The organism is Micromonospora endolithica, assembly GCF_003626595.1.
GTDB classification, from domain to species: domain Bacteria; phylum Actinomycetota; class Actinomycetes; order Mycobacteriales; family Micromonosporaceae; genus Micromonospora; species Micromonospora endolithica.
The window spans coordinates 153784-167066 of record NZ_RBAK01000004.1 but is presented as its reverse complement, the minus strand read 5'-3'; the positions used below and the strand labels follow the sequence as shown (position 1 = coordinate 167066).

Below are 13283 nucleotides of genomic sequence, written 5' to 3'. Positions count from 1 at the left end.
GCGGCTGTCGGCCTGCCCGGACGGTGGCCGGCCGGCGGAGGGCTCCCGCCGGCCGGCTCGGCGTCACCGGCCGTAGACCTCGAACTCGTAGAGCGAGAACCCGTACGAGGTGGCCCGCTTGAGGCCGTACACCCGCACGTAGCGGGCGCTGACCGGGGCGAACGTGACGTTGTCGACGCCGCCGTTGCCGGTGGTCGTGGCGAACACCGGCGTCCAGGAGCTGCCGTCGCCGGACACCTCGATCCGGTACGACGTGCCGTACGCCGCTTCCCAGCGCAGCACCGCCCGGCTGACGGTGCGGGCCGCTCCGAGGTCGACCCGCAGCCACTGGTTGTCGTTGTAGCTGCTGGCCCAGCGGCTGCTCAGACTGCCGTCGACCGCCTTGGCCGGCGTGTGGCTGGTCAGGAACTGGGTGCTCGACGCGGTGGCCGGGCGGCCCCGGGCCAGGTTGGTGACGTCGTCGCCCCGGCGTGCCGGGAACGAGACGACCTGCTGGTAGCTGGGGCGGTTCTGCCAGGCGATCAGCGGGTGGGTGATGCCGCCGAGCCCGGAATGGGCGATCGAGTCGGCGCACCACTGGTCGCCGGCGGAACAGGACTTGTCGCCCGGGTAGACGGTGGTGGCCGGCACGGCCGCCGCCTGCCCGAGCGCGCCGAGCAGCGCCGTCCGGCACGCGGCCAGGTCGCCGGCGCCGCAGTACGCCCGCCCGAGGCCGCCGGCCACCGGGTCGCCGAGCACGGTGCGTAGGTCCTTGTCGACGTAGCCCCACCAGCCGTACTGGAACGACGAGCCCTTGTGCGGCTGACCCTGCAACGCCCAGCTCGCGGCGCCGTCGCGCCCGCCGTTCTGGCCGCCCGACGGCGCCTCGTTGACCTCGATGGCGTCGACCAGCGCGGCGTAGAGGTCCGGGCCCAGCCCGGGGCGGAACTGCGCCGAGGCGAGCAGCGGCCACCAGGCGTCGAAGATCCGGATGGCGTCGGCGTACTGGTAGACCTTGGAGCCGGGCGCGGTCTCCACCCGCCGGGCGCCGGCCTGCTGCCAGGCCCGCAGCTTGCCGATCGCGTCGGCCAGCGCCGGGTCGGTGACCGGCGCGCTGTCGAACACCCGCAGCAGGTCGCCGAGGACCTGCTGGCCGCGCAGGTCGGTCACCGCCGCGTCCGCCGTGATCTTGACGACGTCGGCGCGGCCGAGCTTGCGCTGGGCGATCGCCGCGCGCACCGGACCGTCGAGCAGCTGGCCCCGGTGTACGGAGCCGAAGCTGAAGTTGCCGTCCGCCGCCCCGAAGTCCTTCGCCTGCTTGTTGTTCCAGCTCACGTAGTAGTCCTGGTTCACCGACTGCGGGTGGGCCGAGGGCGGGGTGTAGGTGGCGTCGTTGGTGTCCGGGTTCCAGCCGACCCACTCGTACGCCGGTTCGGCCTTCGTCGGCAGGTTCGGGTCGGCGGCGGCCGGGCGGACCGGGTTCGAGCCGGAGTTGTAGTACGCCGCCTCGGTGGAGTTGACGTAGAACCAGTTGAACGCGTACCCCACGTTCGCGGCGGACGCCTGGAACGCCGCCGCGCTGCCCATCGCCGACGGGTCGTTGTAGGCCTGGAAACCGATCGCCGAGTCGGCCTCGTGCCGGTAGGTGGAGCGCAGCTTGGTGAACGCGGTCGGCTGCCCGTTCACCAGTCCCCGGTAGGCGACCAGCCCGTACTTGGTGCGCAGCGCGCGCAGTGTGTAGGACCCGGCCGGAGTGGAGTCGGCCAGCGTCGGCGACCAGGAGTTGCGCTGCTCCAGCGTCTCCATGGCCAGGCACTGGCCGTGGTAGAGGTAGCGGTTGGTGCGCAGCGTCGGCGTGCTGCCGTCGGTGGTGCACAGCGGCACCGCGTAGGTGTCGGTGAGGTCCTGCGAGGCGGAGGTGGCGCTCCACGCGTAGTCCTGGCCACGGCCGAGCAGCACGTAGAGGTTCAGCCCGGCGAACGCGGCGCCGCGCGCGCTGATGCCCGGCCCCTGCAACTCCTGGAGCATCAGCAGTTGCGGGGCGAAGTAGCCGGTTTGCGGGCCGAACACGGCGACCGGGTTGCCGGTGGTGGTGTGCCGTCCGGAGACCACGACCGCGTTGGACATGCCGTGCGCGCGCAGGTTGGCCAGGCCGCCGATCAGCGGCTGGGTGGCGGTGCTGGCGCCGGTGCGCGCGGTCGCCCCGCCGGTCTGGTCGTAGGCGAGCGGCTCGGCGACCACCGTGCCGGCGTCGGGGAGCACCGCGCTGGTCGCGCCGGGCGGCGTCGCGCCGTACGGGAAGCTTTGCCCGTCGTGCAGGGTGAGTACGGTCTCCGGGTCGTTCTGCGACCGGAACGCCGCCCACACCTTGTCGCCCTCGGTGGTGCCGTACTTGGCCCGGGCGGCCACCCGGACCAGCGCGGACTGGATCTCGCTGCCACCGCCCCCGCCGAAGAGGCCGCCGATCACGCCCGCGGTGGCGATCAGGTCGGTCATGGTGAAGTGCTTCGGTTTGCCGGCGCCGGCGAGCACGTACTCGCCGGGGTAGTTGTCGTCGGCGATCGACTTGTCGATGTAGGCGTTGACGCCGGCGATGTAGTCGGCCACGTCGGTGTAGAGCTGCTGACCCCGGGCGCCCTTGGTGCGCAGCGCGTCCACCTGTGCCTGCAGGTCCGCCTCGGTGTAGGGCGAGTTGGCCCAGACGCTCTGCTCCAACTCCCGGTTGCCGGGGGCGCCGCCGGCGAACGAGGTGACGTTGCCGCGGCCGACGTGCCGCAGCAGGTCCATCACCCAGAGCCGGTCCTGGGCACCGGCGTAGCCGGCGCCGAACATGGTGCCGGCGCGGGTGGTGCCGGTGATGTGCGGGACGCCGGTGGCCTTGTCCCGCACGATGGTGACGTCGGCGCGCGGCGAGACGGTGCTCTCGACCTGCGCGGCGGGGACGCCGAACGAGGCGTCGTTGTAGAAGTGGGCGATCTGCTCGTCGGTCAGCCCGGCGTAGTGGTAGACCAGGTTCGCGTACTCGTCGAGCTGGTCGCTGGAGTGCGCCGGGCGGGTGCCGAGCGCCTGGTGGGCCAGGATGGCGACCAGCGTGGCGTTGCCGTTCTGCCCCGGGGGCAGGATGTCGGCGCACTGGCCGAGGCAGTAGTCGTCGGGGGCGAACGTGCTGGCGGCCAGCGCCGGTGACGGCGGGGTGACGGTCAGGACGCTCGCGGTCAGGACGGCGGCGGTGAGCGCCGCGAGCCGGGCGCGGAGTGGGAGACGGGGCATGAGCTTCCTCCGGGGACGCGGAGTCGGGCCTTCGGTACGCCCGGCTGCCGTGCCGACATCTCGCCCTCCGCGCCCGGGCGTTCCACCCAGAGGTGAGCATGACTCATATCTATCTCTGGGCAATGATCGGCGGCTGACCGTCGCCCGGGATAGCAGTCGTTCACCAACCGCCAATGCCGACGTTTCGGCACCGCTGCGTGATTCCCCGCGCGCCGTGGCTGGCCGGCCCGCGCGGTCGGCTCACCGCACCCGCTAGGCCGCGGCCGGGAGCCGGTGCCGGCGGATCAGCCGCTGCCCGATGAAGGTCCGCCAGACCCGGTCGGCGACCGTCGATTCGACGATCCAGACTCGACGTTGGGCCTCGGCGAGGGTGAGCGGCGAGGTGAAGAGATCCAGGAACAGCCGACTGCTGTGGTTGAGCGCGAACACCTGGCCGTCGGCGCGGCGGAACAGGTGCCGGTCCGCCGGCAGGTCGCCGGGCACGCCGTCCTGCTCGTCCGACCGGATCCGCCGGTACGCGTCCCAGACCTGGTCGTCGTCGCGTTCCAGGAAGGAGCCGTTGGCGAGGAACTCGGTCTGGCCGTCGGTGTCATGCCGAACCCGGTCGTGGGCGAGCACGTTGCGCACCGCGGTGCCGTAGCGGTCGTGGTAGAAGAACGTGTGCGGGGTGTCGGTGCTGCCCAGCCACGGACGGTGGAAGTGACCCGGGTTGAGGCCGGCCTTGGCCTGGGCCACCTCGGCCTGTGCCGCCTCGGTCACCGGCTCGTCGTAGCGGAGTACCCGGACGATGTCCGATCCCTCCACCGGCCGCACGTTGGTGATGCCGAACCGTTCCGGCTCCTTGGCGACGATGGCACCCGGGGTCAGCATGAAGTCGCCGAGCCCGCCGAGGGTCCACAGGTCCGGGTTGTCGCGCAGGAACGTGATGCTGTCCAACGCCTCTTCCCGGGTCTCGGTGGGGAAGCCGGTGAAGCCCATCATCTGCACACCGATGTTGGCCTTGGTCATCGCGGTGATCGTGCGCCGTACCTGCTCCGGCTTGGTGCCCTTGTCGATCAGGTCGAGGATGCGCTGGTTGCCGGACTCGAAGCCGACCGAGACGGCCACGCAGCCGCTGCGCCGCAACAGCTCACAGCGCTCGTCCGACCAGTACTTCTCCAGCCGGATCTCCGCGCCCCAGCGGAAGTCCAACCCCCGCTCGACGACCTGCTCGGCGAAGCGCAGGATGGTCGCGGGGGCGAGCACGTCCACCGAGAAGTAGATGAACTTGGCGAACGTGGACAACGCGGTGACGTCCGCGACCATCCTGTCCACCGTGTCCTGCCGCCAGGGGCTGGTGGGACCGTCGGTGTTCAGGCCGTAGTCGCAGAACGTGCACTTGTTCCAGTAGCAACCTCGGGTCGGCGAATAGTAGACGAACCGCTCCGGGCTGAGGTAGAGATCCCAGGGCAGCCCGGAGAAGTCCGGGACCGGCACCTGCGCCAGGCGCTCGTAGCGCAGTGGGAGCTGACGCTGGCGGCCGTACTTCGGGTGCAGGCGGACATTGGGGTGCCCGGCCGGTAGGGTGCCGGCCGCCACCGCGTCCAGGATCTCCGTGTACGCGCTCTCGCCCTCCCCGACCACGATCGCGTCGAAGTCGGCCAGCACCTGGAAGACGTACTCGGGTCTGCGGGCGCACTTCCAGACGTCGGAGATCTCGGTGCCGCCCGCGACGAGGAAGACGTCCGGGCAGGCCCGCCGGACGAGTCGGGCGATCCAGAGCGCGAACGGAAGCTGCCACTGGTAGGTGGCGCTGATCCCGATCACCTGGTGCCCGCCGGCGGCCAGCCGCGGGATCAGCACGTCCTCGAAGTACGGCTGGAAGGGCCGGTTGAGCCGGCCGAGCACCGCCTCGTCGGTCAGCGCCGCCACCGAGCCGACCGAGACCAGCGGCGGCGGCTGGAGCCGGAAGCCGGCGCGGAACTGTCCGGGGAACCCGACCGCGCCGAGCGCGTCCATCCAGGAGATCACGCCCTCGACCGCGTCCTGGTAGTGCCGGTAGTCGTAGAACAGGGTCGGATCCTGTAGCACCCCGACCGACCGGCGCAGCCGCTCCGGATCGGGGTCGGGCAGGCCGAGCTGGTTCGCCCTGGCCATCAGCGCGTCCGGGCCGCCGAGGTCGTCGATCGAGAGCCGCGACAGCTCCCGCCGCAGCCACTCGTACGCCGAGGGGGTGTACGAGTGGTGGAATGCCTCGATGTTGGCGTCGATGATCTCCGCCGGCCGGTGCCCCTGGGCCCGAGCGTACGAGTCGAGGTAGTTCAGGGAGTGATATCCCGAGGTGGGATCGGTCAGCGGGGGATAGATCAGTGCCGCCTTCACCGTGCCGCTCATGGACTCCTCCTCAGCCGACCCGGGCCGCCGAACCGGCCAGGGGTTCCTCCTGCACGCGCTCGGTCACCGCCGGCAGCGGCGGGGCGCCGAAAGCCTTGACGTACGCCACCAGTGGTTCGGCGGCGTACCGGAACGCCGCCAGACTGACGAAGCCCCGATCCCACGCCGCCGCCTCCAGCCCGTCCGCGGTGCAGCCCCACAGCTCCGCGAAGCACCGGTCGATCACCTCCGTGCGGAAGTGCAGCCGACCACCCGGTCGGCGGTGCCCCGTCGTACGCGGCACCAGCGTCTCGTTCAGCGACGCCGCAGTGGCCACGACCTGTCGCGCCGCGGCGAGCAACGCGGGGGTCCGCAGCGGCGACGCGACCATCCACAGCGCCAGGCTGCGGTACGGCGTGGTGCCGAACGCCCGCACCAGCACCCGCAGCACCGCCTCGTGATCGTCGAGATCCCGTTCCCGGTCGGTCAGCCAGTCCCACCCGCTCGGCCCCGTACCGGTCAGCCCTCGCCCGCGGGCCACCTCGCGTGCGCGCTCCTCGACCGTCGGGTCGGCGATGTCGACCTCGGCCAGCCCGGCCAGCACCCCCCGCCGGTGCCAGGCCGGCGACTCGGGGTGCAGCAGCATCAGCACCGCGGCGGCCTCCCGGTCGCTGACCCAGTGCCCGCCGACCGGCTTTCCGGCGAACCGCGACCGCCAGGTGTCCAGGAAGCGGGTGTGCAGGTTGTCGATCGGCTCGTCGCCGGCGTGCGCCGGGCACAGCTCGGGGGCGTTGTCGGCCGCCATCGACAGCAGCAGCCGTGCGTCGGCGCCCTTGGCGTCCCAGGGATGCCGCCGGCGCCAGGTCAGGAACCGGTCCGCCACGGCCGCCGCCTCGGGTGGCGCGGTGCGCTCCAGCGCGCGGTACGACCGCCGGCGGAAGGGCAGTTCCCGCCCGATGTCCAGCAGCATCGCGGCCTCCGCCTCGGTGAGCACGCCGGCGGCGACGGCACGGCGCAGCGCGATCCGGATGTTCACCAGCGGCTCGCTCAACGTGCGGTGGCCCTCCTCGGCGGGCCCGTGAACGACCGCCACCTCGTCGTCGCCGGTGACCACGCCGTCGCGGTAGAGCTGGAAGACCTCGCCCACGCCACGCATCCCGAACGGCCACAGCTCGGCGCCGCGCAGCGCACCCATGCTGGCCGCGCCGGCCACGGTCACGCCACGGTCGAGCAGGTCGAGGATCTCCCGGTGGCGGACCGGAGGGTGTTGCAGGAAGAACCCGTCGATGATGAGGACCCGGTCGCCGGGGGCGACGTCCAGACGGAGCAGGTCGCCGTGCGCGACGGGCGGCAGCACCACCGCGTGGGGCAGCAGCCGGTCGACCTCGTCGGCCGGCAGGCTCGGACCGATGAAGACGACGTCAGTCACGGGGTACTCCTGGTCGGGTACTCAGGGCCCGCTCGTCGAACATCCGCAGGCCAGGGGCGAACACCTTGCTCACCGGAATGCCGATGTCGTCGTGTGTCAGGTCGACGCTGAACGGCTCGACGCCGGTGATCCGCAGCACCCGTGCCGCCAGCTCGCGCAGCACCTGGGTCACGTCCCCGGCGGGCGGGGGGTCCCGGCGGACCGGACGGACCGGCCGGTCGACGGTGGGGGGCGGCACAGGCGGTGCGCCGACGTCCTGGTAGGAGGTGGCGTCGATGTCGTCCCGGGCCCCGGAGACCATGACCAGCCGGGACTGGGCCGCCTCCGCCATCGCCCGACCGACGGCGATCTCCGGGTCCACGTGACAGCCGAAGCCGCCGAAGGTGACCGGCAGGTCCGGCGACCAGATCGAGGCGGCGTAACAGGGCACGCCGATCGCGTTGGTGATGTCGCAGACCTCCACCCAGCAGCCAGCCCGCAGCAGCGCCTCGTGCACCGTCCGGGTCATCGGGTTGGTCGCGGTGCCCGGGTCGGTGTAGGTGCGCTCGGCCAGCGAGGAGGTGCAGTACGGGGCGATGCAGTCACGTTCGATGACCTCCAGCAGGGCGTGCAGACTGGCCTCGGCGAAGGTGTTCCCGGTGGCCAGCCCGTTGCTGCTGGGGGTGAAGAGGGCGCGCTCCCAGCCGCGCCGGACGGTGAAGTCGAGTTCGATGGTGGCGCGGGGCACCAGGCAGGTGTTGCCGGTCAAGAGCCCCCGACCGGCCACCCAGTCGAGGGGGACGGCCGGGGTCAGCGGAGAGCGCTCGGCCAGGTGCAGCCATCGGACGTCGTAGGTGAGGGCGAGCGCCTCCGCCGGGGACCTGGTGACGACCCCCGGCCGGAGGTTCTCGGCGTGCCAGGACTCGATGCTCTCCATGACCGCGCTGACCCGGGACTGCGTCGCCGTGGCACCGGTGCCGACGCTGACCGCCATGGTCGCCCCGACCGGGCGGTAGGCGACGTGCACCGGCAGGCCGATCTCGTCGAGGCGGGTGACGTCGGCGACCCGGGTGATCCGGAACCGGTCGAGCAGGCGGCTGACCCGTTCCCAGGTCTGCTCCACGGTGGCCGTCCGGTAGGTGCCGGAACGGAACGCGATGGTCTCGGTCGTGTCGGTCATCGAAGCTCCCGGCGGGGTGGAGGGAACCTAGAGGATGAGGACGGCGACGATGTTGACGTTGTTGTCAGCCGCCGGAGCCACGCCGCCGGCGATCGACTCCAGCTCGGCCTCGCTCAGCTCGTTGAGGTCCACCAGGGGCACCTCGGGCACGTGCAGCACGTGCCGGCCCGGGGTGCCGGACCAGTCGGCGACGATCTGGTCCTTGGTGTAGAGCGTCTCGGGCTGGGCGCGGTCGACCTCGACCACGGCGCCGGGGGCCACCGGCAGACCGGCCGCGGTCGCGTACCCGGTCGGGTCGGCGAGGAGCCGTTGCAGCTCCTCGTCGCTGCGCCACACGACGGTGACCAGCTCCGAGTACTTGGTCACGAACCTCGCGCCGTATTCCTGCTCGTCGTTGCTCATCGTTTGATCCTTTCCTCTGGATCGGGGCGGGGCGGGCGGTGAACTGTTGTGGCGAGAACGCTAGAAAGATCGGTGCGTGACAATCAATGATTTCGTTTCAACTGCCACCAGAATCTGCCACGCGAGCCGGCGGACGGCAGATATCGATGTCAGGTGCAGCAGCACGGGCAGCAGCAGGCGCAACTGGGGTCCAGGCCGGCGACGACGCTGTCCAACTCGTCCTCCGCCAGCTCCGCCTCACTCAGCGGCAGCAGCGACGGCACGAAGAGCACGAAGGCCCCGGTCGCCGCCGCCTGCTCCCACGACTCGACCTGGACCTCCAGGTCGGGATCGGTGCCGCCGGTGTCTCGAACCACCCGGACCCGCACGCCCTCAGGCAGCCGAAGCCCGTAGCGGGCCAGGAAATCCCGTGGGTTCCGGTCGAGCGCCCGCCCCTTCTCCGGGTCGGCCCAGACGTCCGCGACAAGCCGGCTGTACGCGGCCACGAAGACCGCTCGATCGACAGGTGTCATGCTCCCGCTCCCTTCGGTGGTCAGCCGCCGGTGGTGACGCCAGGGCGGCGACGGGCGGCGCGTGGAGTGACCCGGCCGCCGGTCTCGCTTCATCGTGAGCTACCGGTCGATCCGGCCCTCCCGCTGGGCGGGAATTTCATTGAACGTGGCCGGGAAAGGGGAATGCTGCGGCGGAATTCGGGTAATAAGGGATCGGCGTCCGACGATGAATTGCGGATCCTAATCACTGGCCCGGCTCGGGACAAGTAGTAGTTCCTCGCCTGTCATCCGCCCGGTACCCGCCCATACGCTGCTCTCGGCGGACCGCCGGCGTGACAGTGGTCCGACGGGGGTGCTGTGCCGCAACCGACTACTGCCGGAGGCCACCGTGACCATCGACGAGGCGACCGTCGGGGCGACGCCCAGCGGCCCGGCCGGGTACACCGTGGAGCAACTCGCCCGTAAGGTCGGGATGTCCCCGCGCAACATTCGCGCCCACCAGGCCCGGCGTCTGCTGCCCCCACCGGTGCGCCACGGTAGGGCGGCCCTCTACGACGACTCCCACGTGCGCCGGCTGGATGCGATCCTCGCCCTGCAGCGACAGGGCTTCAACCTCGTCTCCATCGAGGCGATGCTCGGCGTCCGGCCCAGCGACGAGGCACCCGACGGACTGACCGCGATGCTGCAACGTCTGGCCGCCGACCGCCCCGCGCTGGCTCACGCGCTGACCCGCCACGGGGTGATCGGTCGGGCCACCGACGGTACGCTCCGCAGCGTCCGGCCACGCCCGCTGCGCGCCGCCCTCGATCTGCATCGGGTCCGGATGGGCACGGTGCCGGCCCTGCAGACCCTCAGCGAGGTCCTGGACAGCCTGCACCCGGTGGCTGACGAACTGGTCGCCGCCGTCACCGCCCGGATGCTGACCCTCGCGCCGGAGCTGGTGCGCAGCGGCGACCGGTCGTCCTGGGAAGACCTCGACCGGGAAACCCTGCTGCTGACCCGGGGCATGGTCAACATGGTCACCGAGGCATTCCGGCTGGCCGTGGAGAACCGGGCCGAGGCCCACGTCGCGGAGATGCTGGAGAACCACCTCGACACGGACGTGTGCCTGGAGGAGAGCACGGTCGTCGACAACGGCTGACCCTGCCGTCAACCCGTCGCGGGCTGCCCGTCGGGCTGCCGGCTCTCCCGCACGGCGTCGGAGCGTTCCGGTCCGGTCAGCAGTTGCCGCCGCGCCAACCGGTGAAACAGCCCGCCGGTCTGACCCATCAACTCGTCGTAACTGCCGCGCTGGACGATCCGCCCCGCGTCGAGGACCACGATGGTGTCCGCCGCGCGGACCGTGGACAGCCGGTGGGCGATGACCACCCGGGTCGCGGCGAGGGCGGCAGTGCTCCTGGTCACCACCTCCTGGGTCCGGTTGTCCAGGGCGCTCGTCGCCTCGTCGAAGAAGATCACGCGGGGCCGGGGAGCCAACGCGCGGGCGATCAGCACCCGCTGTCGCTGCCCGACCGAGAGCGTCCCGCCGCCGAACGGCACCATCGTGCTCATGCCCATCGGCAGCGCCTCCAGGTCATCGGCCAGTCCGGCCATGCGCGCGGCCTCCCAGACCTGGTCCAGCGGGAAGCTGCCGGCACCACAGATGTTGTCCCGGACCGACCCGGCGAAGAGCTGGCCGTCCTGCAGGACCACCCCGCACTGCCGGCGGACCGCGTGCACGTCCAGCTCCGAGAGGTCCTGGCCGTCGTAGAGCACCGCGCCCTGCTGTTGGCGTTCGAAGCCGAGCAGCAGCCGCAGCAGGGTGGACTTCCCGCAGCCGCTCGCGCCGACGATGGCGACGAACTCACCCGGACGAACGTGCAGGTCGATGTCGACGAGCACCGGCGGCTCGTCCGGCTGGTAGGCGAAGGTGAGACGGTGCAGCGCGATCTCACCCCGCAGCTCGCCGGGGTCCACCCGGTCCGGACGCGCCTCCGGCTCGGCGCGCAGGATCTCCCGCAGGCTGCCCAGCCGGGGCACGGCCGCGATCACCTCGACCCCGGCTGTGACCAGCACCAGCAGCGCACCGAGCAGCATCGCGAAGCCCACGTTGAGGACGAAGAAGTCCGCTGGCGTGACCCGGCCGGCGAGCGGTCCCATCAACACGGCGAACAGGACCAGTTGACCGGCGACCGGCAGCACGGTGGCGAAGGCGACCAGGCCCGCCTGACTCTGCCGGACCCGCTGCAGAGCCGCCCGCGCCGCCGCGGCCACCTCCGACCAGCGGGCGTGGGCCCGTGCCTCGGCGGCCGCCAGCTTGATCTTCACTATCCCGCCGAGGAGTTGGTTGGTCATCGCCGCCGCCCGGTGCTCCGCCGGCAGCGCGGACCGTTGCTGGCGGACGATCAGGACGGCGAACGCGCCGAAGACGAGGGCGCTGGCGACGACGATGCCGATCCCCCACAGCCCCAGCACGGGCTCGACCATCAGGAGCATCCCGAGGGTCACCGCGACGGTCGCGGCCGCCGCGACGATCTGCGGCAGTAGTGCGCTGAGCGCTTCGCCGACGAAGGAGATCCCCAACATCGAGTTGGCGATCTCACCACTGCTGCGACCGGTGAAGAAGCGGGCCGGCAACCGCATCAGCCGGTCCCAGACCGCCATCTGCGCGCCGGACTGCAACCGGCCGTCCAACCGCAACAACCGCAGGTTCTGCACCACGCCGACCAGCCCCGCGACCACTGCCGCGCTGAGCATCAGCGCGAGAAAGCCGACCAGGCCGTCGACCTCGCCCTGCCGGGCCAACTGGCCGAGCACCTCGCCGGTGGCCAGGGGCACCCCCAGGCCCAGCAGCGCGACGCAGGCTGCGGCGAACAGCAGGCCCCGAAGGTCACCGGCGGCACCGACCAGGCCGGCCCGCAGCAGATGGCGCATCCGGGCGGTCAGCGGCAGTGGCGCCTGCACCTGGGTCGCCTCGGCGGCGAACGTCGCGGCGACCGCCGCGTCGACCGGACCGTGGCCCCGGGTCTCCGGATCGACGTGGTGGTACCGGCCACGGCGAAACAGCAACGGCACCGCGACCACGCACGCCGGATCGGCGCCGGCCCGCCACCCCACCAGCGGTCCCAGGTCCCGCCGCCACCACCGGTCCGGCAACTGCACCTCCCGCAGGAACAGGCTCGACGCGCGGGACACCGCGTGCACGGCCGTCCGGTCGTCCAGCGGTGCGCGGCTGCGGCCGACCGGTTCGTTGACCGGGCTGCCCATCCCCTCGGTGACCACCCGGATGATCGAGAGCGCCCGTCCGTACCGGTCGAAGTCGGGCTCCCGGGCCGGGCCCGGCGCCGCCTCGCCCGCGCCGATCACCCCGATCGACCGGCGGGCCGCCGCGGCGACCATCGCCGCATCGGTCTCCCGGCGTCGATCCACGGCGCTCAGCACGGCCGCGTCGGCCTCCTCGATCCTGGTCCCGACCATCCGCAGCAACCGGGCCACATGCTGGTCGACCGCGGACTGGAGCTGCCCGGCGACCAGCAGGTCCCCGCTGCTGTGGCTCTCCACCGCGCACGGGGAGCCGGCCACCACCCAGTCCCGGTCGACGACCAGCAGCAGCTCCTGCTCCCCCGACATCTCCTCCGGGCCACCGTCGTTGCGGTGTAGCTGACCGCCGACGCTGCGCAGCCACCAGGCGCCGCCGATGGAGGTGAGGGCGCTTCCCTCGGCCAACGAGACGATCTCGCGGCCGGACAGGGTGGACGCCTCCCGGGGCGCCTGCCCGCGACGCAGCGCGTCGGCGATGGTGACCAACACCAGGTCCACCGCCGTGACCAGCTCCGTCGCGGCGGTCCGCGCCCGCAGCGTCGCCTCGTCGTCCGCGGCCGGACCGGGCCGGACGTGCCGCTCCAGCAGAGACAGGCGCTGCCGGGACAACCCGCGCAGCTCCGTACCGGGCAACGGCACCAGGATCAGCTGCCACGCGCCGATCGCGGTCGACGTCGGCACCAGGCCACCCGCGGGCAGCCGCGCCACGTGGTGCCGACGCGACGGCCGCATCCCGGCCCGACGCACCGCGAACAGGTCGGCCTCACCGCCGGTCACCAGCCATCCCGCGTCCGGGCCGTCCAGTCGACAGACCTGGCGTACGCCGTCGCCGGTGAAGCCGATCAGGCCACCGGCCGGAGGTTCCTCCACCCCGCCGCTCATCTGCGTCTCCTCCGGTCGC

The 13283-nt window shown here is 72.1% G+C and carries 8 protein-coding genes; 1 reads left to right on the top strand and 7 read right to left on the bottom strand.

What is annotated here, in order from left to right; all coding sequences use genetic code 11:
* Positions 1-63 precede the first annotated feature (63 nt).
* The 6 genes from D7223_RS12585 to D7223_RS12555 form a co-directional block, all read right to left on the bottom strand.
* Entirely contained in the window at positions 64-3249 is a 3186-nt protein-coding gene (locus tag D7223_RS12585; protein ID WP_120728444.1) for a penicillin acylase family protein, read from the bottom strand.
* A 252-nt stretch (positions 3250-3501) separates the two neighbouring features.
* Positions 3502-5622, bottom strand: coding sequence for a B12-binding domain-containing radical SAM protein (locus D7223_RS32760; protein WP_158610871.1), 2121 nt, complete (start codon positions 5620-5622; stop codon positions 3502-3504).
* 10 nt (positions 5623-5632) lie between these two features.
* Positions 5633-7030 (bottom strand): TfuA-like protein, encoded by a 1398-nt coding sequence (locus D7223_RS12570; protein ID WP_120728440.1) that lies wholly within the window; start codon positions 7028-7030, stop codon positions 5633-5635.
* Positions 7023-8189: a YcaO-like family protein gene (locus tag D7223_RS12565; RefSeq protein ID WP_120728438.1), complete on the bottom strand. Its 1167-nt coding sequence runs from the start codon at positions 8187-8189 to the stop codon at positions 7023-7025. Before D7223_RS12565 ends, D7223_RS12570 begins: the two co-directional genes overlap by 8 nt.
* Before the next feature lie 27 nt (positions 8190-8216).
* Positions 8217-8591, bottom strand: a complete 375-nt coding sequence (locus D7223_RS12560; RefSeq protein WP_120728436.1) for a hypothetical protein — start codon at positions 8589-8591, stop codon at positions 8217-8219.
* A 149-nt stretch (positions 8592-8740) separates the two neighbouring features.
* Complete coding sequence (locus tag D7223_RS12555) at positions 8741-9103, bottom strand: hypothetical protein (RefSeq protein ID WP_120728434.1); 363 nt, start codon at positions 9101-9103, stop codon at positions 8741-8743.
* A 367-nt stretch (positions 9104-9470) separates the two neighbouring features.
* Between D7223_RS12555 and D7223_RS12550 the strand changes: the two genes are divergently transcribed.
* Complete coding sequence (locus tag D7223_RS12550; protein ID WP_202864628.1) at positions 9471-10223, top strand: MerR family transcriptional regulator; 753 nt, start codon at positions 9471-9473, stop codon at positions 10221-10223.
* A gap of 8 nt (positions 10224-10231) precedes the next feature.
* Here D7223_RS12550 and D7223_RS33205 read toward each other — a convergent pair whose 3' ends face one another.
* Positions 10232-13264 carry an ATP-binding cassette domain-containing protein gene (locus tag D7223_RS33205; protein WP_202864627.1) on the bottom strand — a complete coding sequence of 1011 codons (3033 nt, stop codon included), beginning with the start codon at positions 13262-13264 and terminating at the stop codon, positions 10232-10234.
* Positions 13265-13283 lie beyond the last annotated feature (19 nt).

What these genes read in the sequence shown, in the direction of transcription:
- D7223_RS12585 (WP_120728444.1), bottom strand. Translation starts at nt 3,249, where the DNA reads ATGCCCCGTCTCCCACTCCGCGCCCGGCTCGCGGCGCTCACCGCCGCC.
- D7223_RS32760 (WP_158610871.1), bottom strand. Translation starts at nt 5,622, where the DNA reads ATGAGCGGCACGGTGAAGGCGGCACTGATCTATCCCCCGCTGACCGAT.
- D7223_RS12565 (WP_120728438.1), bottom strand. Translation starts at nt 8,189, where the DNA reads ATGACCGACACGACCGAGACCATCGCGTTCCGTTCCGGCACCTACCGG.
- D7223_RS12560 (WP_120728436.1), bottom strand. Translation starts at nt 8,591, where the DNA reads ATGAGCAACGACGAGCAGGAATACGGCGCGAGGTTCGTGACCAAGTAC.
- D7223_RS12555 (WP_120728434.1), bottom strand. Translation starts at nt 9,103, where the DNA reads ATGACACCTGTCGATCGAGCGGTCTTCGTGGCCGCGTACAGCCGGCTT.
- D7223_RS33205 (WP_202864627.1), bottom strand. Translation starts at nt 13,264, where the DNA reads ATGAGCGGCGGGGTGGAGGAACCTCCGGCCGGTGGCCTGATCGGCTTC.